The sequence below is a fragment of the Flavobacterium sp. N1736 genome, from assembly GCF_025947065.1.
Taxonomy (GTDB): Bacteria; Bacteroidota; Bacteroidia; order Flavobacteriales; family Flavobacteriaceae; genus Flavobacterium.
On sequence record NZ_CP109994.1, the window covers coordinates 2,660,541 to 2,677,508 of the forward strand.

17 protein-coding genes and 1 pseudogene are annotated in these 16,968 nt (G+C 33.0%); 4 read left to right on the forward strand and 14 right to left on the reverse strand.

Annotated features, from left to right (window positions below; all coding sequences use genetic code 11):
* The first annotated feature begins 234 nt into the window (after positions 1 to 234).
* From bshC to OLM54_RS11045, 3 genes are all read left to right on the forward strand, one after another.
* The gene (gene bshC / locus OLM54_RS11035) at positions 235 to 1,824 is read left to right on the forward strand and encodes a bacillithiol biosynthesis cysteine-adding enzyme BshC (protein ID WP_264534699.1); all 1,590 of its coding nucleotides are present in this window, start codon (positions 235 to 237) and stop codon (positions 1,822 to 1,824) included.
* Positions 1,825 to 1,992: 168 nt separating this feature from the next.
* Positions 1,993 to 3,264, forward strand: coding sequence for an acyltransferase family protein (locus OLM54_RS11040; protein WP_264534700.1), 1,272 nt, complete (start codon positions 1,993 to 1,995; stop codon positions 3,262 to 3,264).
* A gap of 218 nt (positions 3,265 to 3,482) precedes the next feature.
* Entirely contained in the window at positions 3,483 to 3,902 is a 420-nt protein-coding gene (locus OLM54_RS11045) for a nucleoside-diphosphate kinase (protein ID WP_264534701.1), read from the forward strand.
* A 132-nt stretch (positions 3,903 to 4,034) separates the two neighbouring features.
* Here the strand turns inward: OLM54_RS11045 and OLM54_RS11050 are convergent, their stop codons facing one another.
* Both OLM54_RS11050 and OLM54_RS11055 read right to left on the reverse strand, forming a co-directional pair.
* Positions 4,035 to 4,331 carry a DUF721 domain-containing protein gene (locus tag OLM54_RS11050; protein WP_264534702.1) on the reverse strand — a complete coding sequence of 99 codons (297 nt, stop codon included), beginning with the start codon at positions 4,329 to 4,331 and terminating at the stop codon, positions 4,035 to 4,037.
* Positions 4,312 to 4,752 carry a hypothetical protein gene (locus OLM54_RS11055; RefSeq protein ID WP_264534703.1) on the reverse strand — a complete coding sequence of 147 codons (441 nt, stop codon included), beginning with the start codon at positions 4,750 to 4,752 and terminating at the stop codon, positions 4,312 to 4,314. Before OLM54_RS11055 ends, OLM54_RS11050 begins: the two co-directional genes overlap by 20 nt.
* A 277-nt stretch (positions 4,753 to 5,029) precedes the next feature.
* Between OLM54_RS11055 and OLM54_RS11060 the strand changes: the two genes are divergently transcribed.
* On the forward strand, positions 5,030 to 6,094 hold the full coding sequence (locus OLM54_RS11060; RefSeq protein ID WP_264534704.1) for a serine hydrolase domain-containing protein: 1,065 nt from the start codon (positions 5,030 to 5,032) through the stop codon (positions 6,092 to 6,094).
* 198 nt (positions 6,095 to 6,292) lie between these two features.
* On the opposite strand, the gene ftsY is transcribed toward OLM54_RS11060, so the two are convergent.
* From ftsY to OLM54_RS11120, 12 genes and pseudogenes are all read right to left on the reverse strand, one after another.
* Positions 6,293 to 7,246, reverse strand: coding sequence for a signal recognition particle-docking protein FtsY (ftsY, locus tag OLM54_RS11065; RefSeq protein ID WP_264534705.1), 954 nt, complete (start codon positions 7,244 to 7,246; stop codon positions 6,293 to 6,295).
* A 259-nt stretch (positions 7,247 to 7,505) separates the two neighbouring features.
* Positions 7,506 to 7,658 (reverse strand): DUF4295 domain-containing protein, encoded by a 153-nt coding sequence (locus OLM54_RS11070; protein WP_007805819.1) that lies wholly within the window; start codon positions 7,656 to 7,658, stop codon positions 7,506 to 7,508.
* 76 nt (positions 7,659 to 7,734) lie between these two features.
* A complete protein-coding gene (gene rpmG, locus OLM54_RS11075; RefSeq protein WP_008253902.1) occupies positions 7,735 to 7,917 on the reverse strand; it encodes a 50S ribosomal protein L33 in 183 nt (60 codons plus the stop codon).
* Between the two features lie 27 nt (positions 7,918 to 7,944).
* A complete protein-coding gene (rpmB, locus tag OLM54_RS11080; RefSeq protein ID WP_007805815.1) occupies positions 7,945 to 8,181 on the reverse strand; it encodes a 50S ribosomal protein L28 in 237 nt (78 codons plus the stop codon).
* Positions 8,182 to 8,252: 71 nt separating this feature from the next.
* Positions 8,253 to 9,506, reverse strand: coding sequence for a CinA family nicotinamide mononucleotide deamidase-related protein (locus tag OLM54_RS11085; RefSeq protein WP_264534706.1), 1,254 nt, complete (start codon positions 9,504 to 9,506; stop codon positions 8,253 to 8,255).
* 222 nt (positions 9,507 to 9,728) lie between these two features.
* Positions 9,729 to 10,073, reverse strand: coding sequence for an Hpt domain-containing protein (locus OLM54_RS11090; RefSeq protein WP_264534707.1), 345 nt, complete (start codon positions 10,071 to 10,073; stop codon positions 9,729 to 9,731).
* On the reverse strand, positions 10,073 to 10,684 hold the full coding sequence (locus OLM54_RS11095; RefSeq protein ID WP_264534708.1) for a fumarylacetoacetate hydrolase family protein: 612 nt from the start codon (positions 10,682 to 10,684) through the stop codon (positions 10,073 to 10,075). The genes OLM54_RS11090 and OLM54_RS11095 overlap by 1 nt, the downstream gene beginning before the upstream one ends.
* Before the next feature lie 95 nt (positions 10,685 to 10,779).
* The gene (locus tag OLM54_RS11100) at positions 10,780 to 11,550 is read right to left on the reverse strand and encodes a 3'-5' exonuclease (RefSeq protein ID WP_264534709.1); all 771 of its coding nucleotides are present in this window, start codon (positions 11,548 to 11,550) and stop codon (positions 10,780 to 10,782) included.
* A gap of 165 nt (positions 11,551 to 11,715) precedes the next feature.
* Positions 11,716 to 13,106, reverse strand: a pseudogene (locus OLM54_RS11105) (dihydrolipoamide acetyltransferase family protein).
* Between the two features lie 84 nt (positions 13,107 to 13,190).
* Positions 13,191 to 14,354: a glycosyltransferase family 2 protein gene (locus tag OLM54_RS11110; RefSeq protein WP_264534710.1), complete on the reverse strand. Its 1,164-nt coding sequence runs from the start codon at positions 14,352 to 14,354 to the stop codon at positions 13,191 to 13,193.
* Between the two features lie 30 nt (positions 14,355 to 14,384).
* A complete protein-coding gene (locus tag OLM54_RS11115) occupies positions 14,385 to 15,566 on the reverse strand; it encodes a hypothetical protein (protein ID WP_264534711.1) in 1,182 nt (393 codons plus the stop codon).
* A 157-nt stretch (positions 15,567 to 15,723) separates the two neighbouring features.
* On the reverse strand, positions 15,724 to 16,908 hold the full coding sequence (locus tag OLM54_RS11120; RefSeq protein ID WP_264534712.1) for a DUF5009 domain-containing protein: 1,185 nt from the start codon (positions 16,906 to 16,908) through the stop codon (positions 15,724 to 15,726).
* Positions 16,909 to 16,968 lie beyond the last annotated feature (60 nt).

Below are 16,968 nucleotides of genomic sequence, written 5' to 3' on the forward strand. Positions count from 1 at the left end.
ATTTAAGAACAACAGTTTTGTATTACTCTCAAAATTTTAACAAAAAAACCAAATCGAGAACTTTAATATTCTTCCAACTATTTCTTATTCTGCAACAACAAAATCAAAAATCAAAACCCTGAATATAAACACTTTAAAACTAAAATTAAAAATCAAATATTAAGCATTCGTTAAAAACACATTTAACTGTATATTTTCATTAAATTTACAGCTGTCAAAAATAAACCCAAAATTATGCCCACCGACTGTATCAACTACCAAAACTCAGGATATTTCTCTAAATTGATACAAGATTATTTAGATCAAAAACCCGAATTACGATCACTATACAACCATTTTCCAACGCTGGAAAACTTCGAACAACAAATCATTGAAAAACAATCGAATTTTGATAATGCAAACAGAGTTTCTCTTGTCGAGTCTTTAAAAAAGCAATATCAAAACATCGAAATCTCTGATGCTACAAAACAAAATATAGAGCTTTTAGCACTTTCAAACACTTTTACAATTACAACCGGACATCAATTAAACTTGTTTAGCGGTCCGTTGTATTTTTTATATAAAATTATTTCAACGATTAATCTTTCCAAAGAATTAAAATCTAAATATCCAACAAATAATTTTGTTCCCATTTATTGGATGGCAACAGAAGATCATGATTTTGAAGAGATTAATTATTTTAATTTTAAAGGAAAAAAATTCAGATGGAATAAAGAAAGTACCGGTCCGGTTGGAAGGCTTTCTACTGAAGGTTTAGCTGAATTTTTCGAAATTTATGCTGCCGAATTAGGTTCGAGTACGAATGCAAGTGTTCTAAAAAAACTGTTTGAAGAAGCGTATTTGAAACATGAAAATCTGGCTGATGCGACACGTTTTCTGGCTAATAGTTTATTTACCCAATATGGTTTGGTAATTCTTGATGCTGATGATGCTCATTTAAAACGTGCTTTTATTCCTTTTGTAAAAGAAGAACTAGAAAAGCAAACTTCATTTAAAGCTGTTCAGGAAACAATCGATCAACTTAAAGAGTATACTATTCAGGTAAATCCGCGTGAAATCAATTTATTTTATATTGAAGATACTTTGCGTGAACGTATTGTTTTTGAAAATGATAAATACTTTGTAAACAACACTAAAATTTCATTTTCAAAAGAAGAAATTCTAAGTTTACTGGAAAGTAATCCCGAAAAATTTAGTCCAAACGTGATTATGCGTCCGTTATATCAGGAAATTATTTTACCTAATTTATGTTATATTGGCGGAGGCGGAGAAATTGCGTATTGGCTGGAACTAAAATCGTTTTTTGACGCTGTAAACATAACTTTTCCGGTGCTTTTGGTTAGAAATTCGGTACTTTTAAACACAGAAAAACAGGCTAAAAAAGCGGACAATTTAAATTTAAGCTGGGCAGATTTATTTACAAAACCTGCTGATTTAGTCAATGCGATTACACATAAATTATCTGCTTTTCCTATTGATTTAACGCCTCAAAAAGAAACGTTGGAAAAACAATTTGAATATCTTTACGAATTAGCAGCTAAAACAGACAAATCGTTTACCGGAGCTATAAAAGCACAAGAAGTAAAACAAAAGAAAGGGTTGGAAAACCTGGAAAAAAGATTATTAAAAGCACAAAAACGAAAACTGGACAATGAATTACAGCGCGTAATTGATTTACAATGTGAGTTGTTTCCGAACCAAAGTTTGCAGGAACGTCAAGCTAATTTTTCTGAATTTTATTTAGAAAAAGGAGAACAGTTGATTCCGCTTTTGATACAAAAATTAAAACCTTTAGAAATGAATTTTAATATTATAAAAATTTAAAAAGTTAGTCACGAATTCACTAATTTTTATTTGACTAATTCGTGAATTCGTGACAAAAAATAAAGTAATAATCATCAGAATAAATAACCGCCTCTTCTGAAATTATTGCCTCTCTAAACCAAATAGTAACCTTTTAAAACAAAAACTAACCTATTACCAAAAAAAACTATGACCAGAGAGCGCTTGATTTCATTAGATGTCTTCAGAGGATTAACGATTTTATTGATGACCATTGTAAACAATCCCGGAGATTGGGGCAATGTTTATCCGCCTTTATTACATGCTGAATGGCATGGCTGTACGCCAACCGATTTAGTTTTTCCGTTTTTTATTTTTATTATGGGAGTTGCAGTTCCTCTTGCAATGCCTGATAAAATCTACGACAATACTACTTTTAATAAAATTTTGGTTCGTTCGTTACGAATGTTTTGTTTAGGGATTTTCTTTAACTTTTTTGGCAAAATACAATTATTTGGTCTTGACGGAATTCCACTTCTTATTGGTCGTCTGGCCATTACAATTGCTGTTGGTTATGCATTAATGGGAAGTTTCAGTTCAAAAGTCAAAAACATTCTGGCATTTACAATTCTTTTTATTTATTTGTTTTTAGCGTATAGCGGGATCGAGGCGTATCATGACGTTCGTCTTCCGGGCGTTTTGCAACGTATTGCAATTGTTTATTTTGTGGTTTCGCTTTTGTATTTAAAAACATCTCAAAAAACACAAATTATAACCGGAGTTATTTTATTACTTGGTTATTGGGCAATTATGACTTTAATTCCTGTTCCGGGAATTGGTGCTGCAAATCTTGACAAAGGAACCAATTTTGCTTCATGGATAGACAGCATTCTACTTAAAGGACATATGTATCGCGAAACCATAACCTGGGATCCTGAGGGAATTTTAAGTACAATTCCATCTATCGTAAACGGAATTATTGGTTTATTAATTGGGCAAATTTTACTGCGTGAAGTCCCTAAAACACAAAAAACAACAAAAATGGCGATCGCCGGTGTCGCGCTTATTATTGCCGGTTTATTATGGAATATTGTTTTTCCAATCAATAAATCAATCTGGACAAGCAGTTATGTTTTATATACCACAGGATTAGCAGCCACATTTTTAGCCATTTTATATTATGTAATTGATATCGCCGATTATAAAAAAGGGTTTAAACCGTTTTTAATTTGGGGAGTTAACCCAATGATTGTGTTTTTTACATCGCAGATTATCCCGCAGGCTTTAGTGATGATTGAGTTTCAAAATCCTCATAATCCGGAAGAAAAAATCAACCTTTTAAATTATTTATACAGTTTTTGGATTGCGCCATTTTTCAGTAATCCAATGACAGCTTCTTTGGCAGGAGCATTAGTTTATGTATGTATCTGGACATTTATTTTGTGGATATTCTACAAAAACAAACTGATTTTCAAAGTATAAAAAAAATACTTTCACCATATAAGTTATATAAGTTCATTTAACAGCTGGTTATATCAATACCAAGTTATTACGTTTTTTAATATGAACTTATATAACTTATATGGTTTAAAAAAAGATTTTCCTATTCAAAACATCTTTTTACTGTGTTTTAATTATGATTTTATTAAAATCAATTCATAAAAAAAGTCTATTTTTGCACAAAATTTAAAAACACAAAAATGGCAACAAATAGAACTTTTACAATGATTAAGCCAGATGCTGTTGCAAACGGACACATCGGGAATATCTTAGCAATGATTACAAACGGAGGTTTCAAAATCGTTTCATTAAAATTAACTCAATTAACTGTAGCTGATGCTCAGGCGTTTTATGCAGTTCACTCTGCAAGACCTTTCTACGGAGAATTAGTTGAATTTATGTCACGCGGACCAATTGTTGCTGCTATTTTAGAAAAAGACAACGCTGTAGAAGATTTCAGAACTTTAATTGGAGCTACAAATCCAGCTGAAGCTGCTGAAGGAACTATTCGTAAAGCATACGCAACTTCTATTGGAGAAAATGCAGTTCACGGTTCTGACAGTGACGAAAACGCTGCAATCGAAGGCGCATTTCACTTTGCAGGAAGAGAGCAATTTTAAATTTTAGATTTCTGAATTTAGATTTAAAAATAAAAAAAATAAAAAAATCCCGTTTCAAATTGAAACGGGATTTTTATTTAGAGCTTATTTATAAAGTACAGCAATCTAAAATCTGAACTCTAAAATCTATAATCAACGTAATATAACATCCTTCACCACTTCACGCCCTAATTCTTCATTAATCATTTTAACGATTTTTGATTTTCCGTGACTTAATTCTTCTCTTAAAACTGCCGATCCAAGCTCCACATATAAGGTACTTCCTTTTAAAACAACGTTTTTCGTATACGTATTTACGCCATTTCCCATCAATTGTCTCCACGCCTCTTTTACATCAATCTGATCCATGCCGGGCTGCAATTTATTCACCTGAATAATCTGTTGCAAAACAGCCCCAATAGTACTTTCGTTATTTAGTCTTTTTGCCATCGTTTAAAATATTTATAGGTTCTGCTTTTTTATAATGATATTCTTTATTCTGATCATTTTTAACTACAAAATTCTTCTCCGAAATCGAAATTAATTCTTCACTCCACTTTGCATAATCCGTTTTATAATCCAGAAAAGTTCCTTTATCTGTAAACCTGACCGAAACATTTTCAAACGTATTTGTCGTCAAAAAAGTTCCGTCAAGCTGCGCCATAACCTTCGTTCGCGTTCCTTTTGTTCCTTTAATCTGAAAAAAATCAAAATTCTCATTCATTCCGTATGCCTTCTCATCCCCTTTATCAAAAACCACTTTTTCAATCTCCCAATATCCATTCAATTTTGCAATATCAGCGGGTTTAATTTCTTGTTTACAGCTTACAAACAAAAACGATAAAACCAAAATCATAAAAGTGTTTTTCATATCTATTATATTAAAATTCAATAATTGTCTTTCTTATCATCCCGAAATTTTGGGAGAAGAATAAGAAGCTATTTCCTGCTGTTCGCTATATCTTTTTATTTTTAAAGAAAAAACAAAAAGGATACCGCTTCCATCAGGGCTAGGGCTTCGGTTTTCAAAAGATTTTTTGTAATCTGCAAAGATAACTTTATATCGTTTAAAAGAGATGAAATTTACAAAAGCAATTTAAACTATTTTACATATTTTTAGTCTTACCCTAAACCAAAACCAAAAAAACATGACTAAAACCATTTCTACATTCCTGACAATCTTACTATTGGCAGGATGCAGTTCAGATCCTGCTGAACCAACGCCAGCGCCTGATCAAACAATGTACTTTCCTCCTTCAACAGGAACCACTTGGGAGACAACTTCGATTTCAGATTTAAAATGGAATCAAAATGCGGTTCAGCCACTTTTAGATTATTTAGAACTCAAACATTCCAAATCTTTTATCATTTTGGTCAACGGGCGAATTGTCATGGAAAATTATTTTAACGGGCATTCTGCCTCTACAAATTGGTATTGGGCAAGCGCAGGAAAAACATTAACTTCAACAATAACCGGAATTGCACAACAGGAAGGTTTATTAAACATCAACAATAAAGTATCACAATATATTGGTACGGGCTGGACAAGCGAAACACTTGCTCAGGAAAATTTAATTACCTGCAAAAACTTATTGACCATGACATCAGGTTTAGACGACAGCACTGACGATGTAGATCCTGCCAGCTTAATCTATAAAGCCGATGCCGGAAAACGCTGGGCATATCACAATGTTTACGTGAAATTACAAGATGTTGTTGCAGCAGCAAGCGCACAAACATGGGAGAATTATTTCAATGCCAAATTAAGAGATAAAATAGGCATGAACGGTAATTGGGTTCAACTTGGCGTAAATAGCGTTTACACCAGCACATCAAGAAGTATGGCGCGTTTTGGACTTTTAATGCTTAATAAGGGAAAATGGGATAATAACCAAATTTTAAATGAAACGTATTTTAATGAAGCCACTACAACTTCACAAAACATTAATTTAGGATATGGTTATTTATGGTGGCTAAATGGTAAAACTTCCTACCATTTACCGCAATCGCAGCTTACATTTCCGGGAAGTATAATTCCAACAGCGCCAAACGATATGTTTATGGCTTTGGGCAAAAACGACCAGAAAATATATGTTGTACCAAGCAAAAACATGGTAATTATCAGAATGGGAGATGCCGCTGACGATGTCAACTTAGCCTTATCTGATTTTGACGAAAAATTATGGGAGAAAATTAGCGCTTTATATCAGTAATTAACGTTTGGTACGCAATCTCTTTAAGATTCCCATAAAAAAGAAAACCAATCCTAACACCAATAAAACGTAGTAAAAAGACAAACTTTTGTTTCGTAATACATTTGCTAAAACAAAACAAATAACGCTTCCGAAATAAAAAGTAAGAGGCGTTATATTTTTTAAAGAAGAAAAACTCATTGAATTATCTAAAAGAGATTATTTAAAAAAACTATCTACAAATTCGTATTTATTAAAGACTTGCAAATCTTCAATTCCTTCACCAATACCAATATATTTTACAGGAATTTGAAATTGATCTGAAATACCAATTACAACACCACCTTTTGCGGTTCCGTCTAATTTAGTTACAGCCAGAGAAGTTACTTCGGTTGCAGCTGTAAATTGTTTTGCCTGCTCAAAAGCATTCTGACCTGTAGAACCATCTAAAACTAAAAGTACATCGTGAGGCGCATCAGTAACCACTTTTTGCATTACACGTTTTACTTTCGTAAGTTCGTTCATCAAATTGATTTTGTTGTGCAAACGTCCGGCAGTATCAATAATAACTACATCTGCATTTTGCGCAACTGCTGATTGTAAAGTATCAAAAGCTACAGAAGCAGGATCGCTGCCCATATTTTGTCTTACAATTGGCACATCTACGCGATCTGCCCAAACTTGCAATTGATCGATCGCAGCAGCACGAAAAGTATCTGCAGCACCTAAAACTACTTTATAACCTGCTTTTTTAAATTGATAAGCCAATTTACCAATGGTAGTTGTTTTTCCAACTCCATTTACGCCAACAACCATTAAAACATACGGTTTTTTGTCTTTCGGAATTTCGAATTCAGTTGCTTCACCTCTATTTGTTTCAGATAGTAAGCCTCCAATTTCTTCGCGAAGAATTTGATTTAATTCTTCTGTTCCTAAATATTTATCGTCTGCAACACGTTTTTCGATTCTTGAAATTATTTTTAATGTTGTGTTTACACCAACATCCGAAGCTACAAGAATTTCTTCCAGATCATCTAAAACATCGTCATCGACTTTAGATTTTCCGGCAACGGCTTTACTTAATTTTGAGAAAAAAGTAGTTTTTGATTTTTCAAGACCTTTGTCTAAAGTCTCTTTTTTATCAGTAGAGAATAATTTTTTAAAAAAACTCATTATTGTTTAGATTATAAGATTGTTCGGCTTTCGGATTTTTAGCATATCCAAAAAAGCCTGAAAGCTTAAAAAAGGCAATTTGCTTTTAACAAGTTTAAATTATGCAAAATCGTAGCTTTTAGAATAAAAGTTTGAAGCATAAATAAAAATCTATGTTTTTAAAAACCAATTATTAGTCTTTTCTAAATTTTAAACAAATATAAAAATAAAAAAGCTACTTTCGGAATGAAAGTAGCTTTTCTATATACTGTGATTGTTATTATTTCTTTTTCAAGAAAGTATCAACTTCTTCAGGAGCCATAATAGATTCTACGAATGTATATGCACCAGTTTTAGGAGATTTTACCATTTTGATGGCTTTTGATAATCTCTTAGAAGATGTTTGTAACGATGCTACGGTTTTCTTTGCCATGATTCAAATGTTATTTGAAGTTTCTATAAAACTCTAAATGGCAAAACCATTTGAGATTTACAAAAATCTCTAATTATTACTTAATTTCTTTGTGAACAGTTACACGTTTCAAGATTGGATTAAATTTTTTAATCTCTAATCTATCCGGAGTATTTTTTTTGTTCTTAGTTGTAATGTATCTAGAAGTTCCCGGAACACCAGAAGTCTTGTGCTCAGTACATTCTAAAATTACCTGGATTCTATTACCTTTCTTTGCCATCTTGCTATATATTTATTTAGGAAAAGATTATTTGATAAATCCTTCTGACTGCGCTTTTTTCAAAACAGCAGAAATTCCATTTTTATTAATTGTTTTTATCGTAGACGCTGCTACTCTAAGAGTAATCCATCTATCTTCTTCTGGAAGATAAAAACGCTTTTTAACTAAGTTTACAGAAAACTTTCTCTTAGTTTTGTTCATAGCGTGAGAAACGTTATTTCCTACCATCGCTCTTTTACCTGTAAGGTCACAAACTCTTGACATTATACTTATCTTTTATCGTTATTCAAAATCAGGGTGCAAAGAAAAGAAAAATAAACCATTGTAGCAAAAAATTAATGCACATTTTTTAAAATTTCTTTCTGTAATATTTCTAAGCTCTTAATCGAAGCTCTATCTATCACTTTATCACGTGGTTGACCAAAATTAAATTCTTCAACAATTATATCATTCGGAGTAGCCAAAGCGATAAAAACAGTTCCAATTTCAGCATCTGAGTCACCTTTTGTTGGTCCGGCATTACCAGTTGTTGCAATTGCATAGTCTGTTTTAAGCATCTCTTTCACATTCAAAGCCATAGCCGATGCAACTTGTGCACTTACTACCGAAAATTGATCTACTAAATCTTGCGAGACACCAAGAACATTAACCTTTACCTCTGTTTTATACGAAACAACACTTCCTTTAAAATATTTTGAAGCTCCGGGAACTGCCGATAAAATCGATGCAATTTTTCCTCCGGTAAAACTTTCTGCTGTCGAAATAGTCTTATTTTGTTTCGTCAAAATCTTTCCAACTACAGATTCTATGGTTTCATTTTCTTCATAACCTACTATAATATCATGAATTATAGCATCTAAAGATTTTACGTTTTCTTCAATGGCAGTTTCTAATTCTTCTTTATTTGTTCCTCTTGCCGTTAAGCGCAAACGCACTCTTCCCGGATTTGGCAAGTAGGCTAATTTGATAAATTCAGGTAAATTATTCTCCCAATCTTCAATACGTTCTGCAACTAGACTTTCGCCTTGTCCGTACGTTAAAATCGTTTTATGTATGATATAAGGACGTTTATATTCACGAACAATCTTCGGAATTATTTCTTCTTCAACTAAATATTTCATCTCATACGGAACTCCCGGAAGCGAAATAAATACGGTATTTTCTTTCTTCATCCACATTCCCGGCGCTGTACCTACTTTATTATGCAAAACGGTACATTTTGACGGAACTAATGCCTGATCTTTATTTAATTGTGAGATTGGTCTCTTGTAAAAACCTTCAATTAATTCTGTTACATGAGCCAAAACTTCGGGATTTACAACTAACTCATCATCAAAATATTCGCAGAAAGTTTTCTTGGTAATATCATCTTTTGTTGGCCCTAATCCGCCGGTAATAACAACGACATCTACTTTGTTTTGAAGTTGCGCGAAAGTATCCAGAATATGTTTTTTATCATCGCTTATGGAAATCATTTCTCTGGTTTCAACTCCAATTCGGTCAAGGGATTTGGCTATAAAACCAGAATTTGTGTCTACAATCTGACCTATTAAAATTTCATCTCCAATGGTAATAATAGTTGCTTTCATATGAATAGAATATTTTACTTACAACAAAGTAAGTCATTATTAGAAAGTAGGTTGTTGTTGAAAACGATTTGCGTGAGGGGTAGAAACGGCATCCTTTTGTGACAAAAAGAAACGGCACGTTAAACGAAAAATTTCAGGAACAAAAGATATAGTGTCCCGTAGTTTCGGGACCGCCCTATTTTGGACCTCAATTAAAAAGGCCTAAAATAGGGTCACGTCCAATTAAATATCAAAGTCTTTTTTGATTTCTTTGATCGCTTCTTTTACTTGTATTTTGATGCTTTTAAAGGTTTCGACTATTTCTTTTTTCTTGCCTTCGGCTTTTGTCCATGCTTCAACCTGAAGAATTTCTTCAAAAGCTACATTTAAGCCTAGTAAATCTAAAGTTGGTTTAATTTTATGCGCATAAGCATAGGCATATTTATGATCCTTCTTTTTAATTCCTTCTTTGATTTGTTTTAAATCTTCAGGAACTTCGGTAACAAACAATTTAAGAATTTCGTTTACAAATTCAGGATCATTATCTGAAAGCGCATACACTTTCGAAAGGTTATATTTTAAAGCCATTATTTTACTTGTATTCTAAATAATTTTTTATCTTCTAAAAAGCCTTCTAAAACATCGTTTGGCTGAACTGCTGCAACACCTTCCGGCGTTCCTGTAAAAATAATATCTCCTATTTTTAATGTAAAGTATTGCGATACATAGGAGATAAGTTCATCAATTTTCCAAAGCATATGACTTGTATTGCCTTTTTGAACTGTTTTTGCATTATTTGTCAGTTCAAAACTAAGATTTTCCATCGAAATAAAATCGGTTTTTGGTAAAAAATCTCCAATAACAGCAGATCCGTCAAATGCTTTTGCTTTTTCCCAAGGTAAACCTTTTTCTTTTAGTTTGGCTTGTAAATCTCTGGCAGTAAAATCGATACCCACACTAATTTCATCATAATATTTATGTGCAAACTTAGGCTCAATATACTTTCCTACTTTATTAATTTTAACAATTATCTCTATTTCGTGATGAATTTCCTCAGAAAATTCAGGTATTACGAACGGATGCTGCTTCAATAAAACCGCCGAATCAGGTTTCATAAAAATCACTGGTTCTGCAGGTCTTTCGTTTTTTAATTCCTCAATATGATTGGCATAATTTCTACCGATACAGATTATTTTCATTCTTTTTAGTTTTCAGTCTCAGTTTTCAGTCACAGTCTTTGTAAACACAAAATCAGTCTCAGCATAAACTGAATACTGACACTGCGACTGAAAACTTATTTCGTGTTTAACTTTCTTAATTTTATAGCTGTCAGAACTTTTTTGGTATATAAAGGAAAATCGGCATTTTGAATCCAGCTGAAATATCCAGGCTCAGATTCTAACACTTTTTCTACTTTTGCTCCTTTGTGTTTTCCAAAAGTAAAAATTTCCTCATTGTCTTTATCAAAAGCAATCATTCCGGCAAAATCGGCAATTTTTTTTCGGGTTGTAAATTCAGACAAAACTTTCATATCGTTTTCTAATTCAGGATAACGATCTAATTGTGCTTTTAAAATTTCGTACGTTGCCATAGTATCTGCTTCTGCAGAATGCGCATTTTCAAGACTTTTTCCACAATAAAATTTCAAGGCAGCACTTAAAGTACGCTCTTCCATTTTATGAAAAATAGTCTGCACATCTACTGAAACTTTGTTTTTCATATCAAAATCAACTCCCGCGCGAAGTAATTCTTCTGCCAATAACGGAATATCAAAACGATCTGAATTAAATCCGCCCAAATCACTGTCCTTAATCATATTATGAATTTGTGGCGCCAATTCGTTAAAAGTAGGTTCGTTTGCTACTTTTTCATCGGTAATTCCATGAACAGCTGTGGTTTGCGGTGGAATTGGAATGGTAGGATTTACCAACCATGTTTTACTTTCTTTATTTCCGTTAGGAAAAACTTTAAATATTGAAATTTCTACTATTCTATCTTTTCCGATATCAATCCCTGTTGTTTCAAGGTCAAAAAAGCAAATTGGTTTGTTGAGTTTAAGTTCCATATTTAAATTTTATAAGTCTACAAATATAAATTTTAAAGACGAATTTTCCCCGTTTTTTTTAGAAAGTTAAGCATTTATACTACGTATTACAGAAATTCGGGCAAAAGAAAACCCTTTCAACATTTAAAATGTTAAAAGGGTTAATTATTTATAATATTATGATTTTTAAAAATCTCTGTCTACGTCAAAAGCCTCTAAATATTCGGCAACACGTTTTACAAAACTTCCTCCTAATGCGCCGTCTACTACTCTATGATCGTAAGAATGCGATAAGAACATTTTTTGACGAATTCCGATAAAATCACCTTCCGGAGTTTCGATAACCGCAGGCACTTTACGAATTGCTCCCAAAGCCAGAATTCCCACTTGTGGCTGATTGATAATTGGCGTTCCAAAAACACTTCCAAAAGTCCCTACATTAGTAACGGTGTAAGTTCCGCCTTGTGTATCGTCTGGTTTTAGTTTTCCTGCTTTAGCACGGTTTCCTAAATCGTTAACCGCTTTTGCCATTCCAACAAGATTTAACTGATCGGCATTTTTAATAACCGGTACAATTAAATTTCCGTTTGGTAAAGCTGCCGCCATTCCTAAATTTATATTTTTCTTTTTGATGATGTATTCGCCATCAACAGAAATATTCATTCCCGGAAATCTTTTAATGCTTTTGCAACCGCTTCCATCATAATTGGCGTAAAAGTCAGCTTCTCGCCTTCTCTTTTTTCAAAAGCAGTTTTAACTTTATCTCTCCATTTTACAATATTGGTAACATCAACTTCTATAAACGATTGTACGTGTGCCGAAGTTTGTACCGAAGCGATCATGTATCCTGAAATCAGTTTACGCATTCTGTCCATTTCGATGATTTCGTCACCTCCATTTACAGAAACCGGAACCGCCTGATGGCTTTTTTGAGCAACTGGGGTTACAGTCGCAGTTTTAGCTTCGCTTATTACAGTCGCAGGCTCAGTTTTAGGTTGAGTTATAGTCGCAGACTCAGCCTCAGTTTTAGCAGGCTCAGCTTTTGGAGTTATAACACCGGATTTGCGATCTTCAACGTATTTTAAAATATCTTCTTTAGTAACTCTGCCATCTTTTCCGGAACCATTAATACTGTCTAATTCTGCAATAGAAACATTTTCTTCTTTTGCAATATTTTTCACTAATGGAGAAAAGAATTTATCCGATCCTGCAAAATCCTGAGGCGCAGCAACAGTTTCCTTTGCCGCTTCTATCGTTTGTTCTCCCGAAGTTTCGGGATCAGCAACCTCAACCGGAGCAGCAACTTCTTCAACAACTTTAGCTGCCGGAGCATCGCCCTCGGTTTCAATAATTGCAATGGTTTGACCAACCTGAACTAAATCATCTTTGCCAAATAATTGTTCTACCAAAATTCCTGAAACTTCGCTTGGCACTTCGCTATCCACTTTATCAGTTGCGATTTCTAGTACTGCTTCGTCAGCTTCAATTTTGTCTCCAACTTCTTTCAACCAGTTTGTAATAGTTGCTTCAGCGACACTTTCTCCCATTTTAGGAAGTTTTAATTCAAATCTTGCCATATTGTTAATCTCAAGGATGATTTTAATTTTCAGATTGCGAAATTACTGAATATTTTAAATATAAATTACATTTAATATAATTTTTTACTCAATTTTTATAATTTGACCTCTATCATTTCTTGAATTACTTCCGATAATAAAATTTGCTTTTTTAGGGAAAATTTTAAAAGTAATGCTCTTATCTTTAAGAGTTTCTATGATTTTGATACATTTTTTGAACGAAACATAGTGATTATCTAAAATAATCTCAACTCTTTTACCTTTCGAAATCTGCGACGAATTTACCATTTTTTCTTTTTTGAAATCGAAAATCACCACTTTATTTTTCAAAATAAAAGTCAACTTTTCAGACAATTTCGCATTTAAAGAGTATAAAAAATAAGTTTCCGGCAATGATTTTTCTTTCGGTTTCCCCTGAAACATTTTAACAAAAGAAAAAAACACGATTCCAATTTTAAAGAAGATAGAAAAAAACAGTGATTTCTTAAAATGCTTTTGGTAAAAAAATGTCATTGCTTCCTGAAAACGTTTCATATATTTTTCGTCTTTTACGGTACTTTCACCTTTATAATGTAAAACCGTAGTTTCATGAAAATAGAAATTTCTTTTTTGCAGCTGCAAAGCGCGATACGACAAATCAATATCGTCGGCATACATAAAACAATCTTCATCAAAACCTTTTAAATCCAGATATAGATCTCGTTTCATCAGCATAAAAGCGCCAACAAGTATTTCTACTTCTCCGGTTTCATTTTCGCTCAAATGCTGTGCATAATATTGATTAAAAAGTTTCGATTTGGGAAAGATTTTATACAAACCAAAAAACTTCGTAAAAGCAACCCAGGGCGTTGGAATTCCGCGTTTACTTTCCGGGAGAAAACTTCCTGTTCCGTCAATTAATTTGCATCCAATAATTCCTAAGTTCGTTTGCCTTTCGGCGAAAGCCAGAATCTTCGTAAAAGTATCTTCTGCAACAACGGTATCGGGATTTAAAATGCAGACATATTTTCCTTTTGCATAATCGACTGCAATATTATTTCCCTTTGGAAAACCAAAATTTTCTTTGTTTTCAATCAATTTTACTTCCGGAAATCGTTCCTGCATCATTAAACAACTGTCATCTGTAGAATTATTGTCGATTACGATTATTTCGGCATCAAGTTTAGAAATTGCTTCCTGAACACTTAAAACGCATTGTTCGAGAAAATAGCGCACATTATAATTGAGAATAATAACGGATAATTCCATGAAAATTTGATCTGTGGATTTTTTCGAAAGTTAGAAATTTTCGGCTAAACCCAATCGCAAAGACCAATCGTTTTTACTGACGCCAAAATCCAATATCAAATTATTATTATTTTGTTTGTTCCATTTAACACGAATTCCGGTTCCTACGGCGGGATTCCATTTACTGAATTTGTATGTATCTAATTTTGAAACCGAAGAAATATTGGTAAAAAATACAGCACCAAGAAAACCATTTTTGGTAATATCAGTTCTATATTCTGTTTCGAAATAAATAAGTGCATTGCTTCGAAACCTGTTTCTGGTAAAACCCCTGCCCGTTTTGCCGTCACGATCCCAGCCAATACTTGGTAAATCGAGATAATGCGGTTTTCCTCCAAAAGTAGACCAATAAAATGCTCTGGACGCTAAAACCCTGTGTTTGGTTTTACTGAAAGAATGATATTTTCTGGCATCAAAATAAAAAGATTTCCATTTTTCATCTTTTACTCCGCTTGTATTTATTCTGTAATCTGCTTCTACGTATAAACCTTGCTCAGGATTTACGTTATTTTTCCGCGAATCATATAAACCCTGAATCGCAACTCCAAAAGAATTTTCGTCAGCGAAATCTCCATTCATATATTTTGAATAATCGGTTTCTTCATCGATATAAGATTCCTCAGAAATATTCTGATAATTGTCCAGCAGCAAACCTAATCCGAGCCTGAAATTTCCAATTATTTTTCGGGTTGCAAATTGGTAAAAACGCCATTGCTGATAATCTAAAGTCGACATTTTTTGATCTGTATTATGTTCTCCCAAACCATAAGTTGGCTGCGGATAAATCATAAATCGATAATCGCCAATAAAATTCCATTTATCATCTTTTGTATATATATAAGTCTGAATGGGAAATACATATTGTTTGGTAAAACTAAAATAAGGCGAAAAAGTAACCTGCGACATACTCGTGGTTTTTCTGTCTCCGAGATAAAAAGTGGTTAAAAACGAAACGACTAATCCTGCATTTTTATCTGCATCTATAGGAACAGGAAGCAACGAAAACGCTACTTTTTTGTCGGTATTTCGTGCAAGGGAATCGTTTTTATGAAAAAGTTTGTAGAGAACATCTAAAATATCTTTTTTGTTGTTTACAACCGAATCATTTTGTGAATAACAAAACGACATTAGAAAAATAAAAAATAAAGTAATTAGAAATTTTACATTTTTCATCTCGTAAGGTTTTAAGAAACAACTTCTTACAAATTTAAAGCTTTATTCAAGACAGAAGATGATTTTAAAATAATAAAATTTGTTTCAGGTTTTAAGTTTCAAGTTTCAGGTTAACGCAACGTGAACCTGAAACTTGAAACCTGAAACCTGAAACTTTCTAAAGATGTAATTGAATTTTATACTTATTGCAAATTTTCATGACAAGTAACATAATTGTTGAGAATACGAGTGACCAGATTATTCCCGGTAATCCTTCACGGAAATATTCCGGTATAATTTCGATTTTAAAAGCCAGATTAAAATAATAAATAACGCCCGGCAAAATATAAATCAATAACGGATTTGCAGCGGCTGGCATGAAAAAATCGCTCCATTTGGTTTGTTTTTTAATTTCCATTAACCAATACAAAAAGTAAAATAAAACGGTACAAATTGCTGCAGAAAACATCGTCCAGGAAGGAGTTCCTTTTATTTTTGATATTCCGAAATACGGGCGCAATAAATATCCTGTTGCAAAAAATAAAATGGCGAAAATAATCACCTGCCAATTGATTTTAAGCGGAATTTTTCGATCGAAAAACAATAACGAAATAATTACGCCGGCACTTACTAAAGAAGCGTGCGTTAAATGTCCGGCAATAAAACGAAACCATTCCGGCAAAGCCAAACCTTCTGTCAAATTAGCCGAATTAGCGGCAACACATACGACAAGAAAAGCAATCATTGCCCACAATTTTCCCGAAACCAGCCAATAATAAATTACAGTAAAAAGATACGCCCAGCCAATTAAACCAAGAATTCCCCACCATTTTGGCGTCATTCCTATTTTACCGTTATCCTGAACATATAAAAAATAAAGTGTTATTAAAACCAATATTCCGCCATATTGAAGGGTGTTTTTAAGCCAAAGCGGAAAATCTTTTGGGTATTTATTCCAAATAGGAATTGGCATTGAATAGGCTAAAAGTCCCCAAAAAGCGGGTGCAATTATCATTTTTGTTGCATCGTAACCATATTCGGCATTGACCATAAAAACGCCAATAATAATTAAAGCCAAAGCTCTTTTTAAAGTATGTGTCCAAATTGTTTTGGTCGAATCTCCTTTTAGTAATCGTGCATTAAACGCAAATGGAACCGACATACCAACAATAAATAAAAACGCAGGGAATACCAGATCAACAAAAGTCATCGCATCTGCATCTGCAGGCATGTGTTTCATCCATTGCGGAACATTTTTTACGCTTGCGAGTTCATTTACAAAAATCATAACAAAAATCGTGATTCCGCGTAAGGCATCTATTGAAATTATTCTTTGATTGTATAAATTTTCTTTGATTTTCATAAAATGTTACATTTTTTGCAATGCAAAATATAACATAATTAACAAAGCGCAAAACTTATC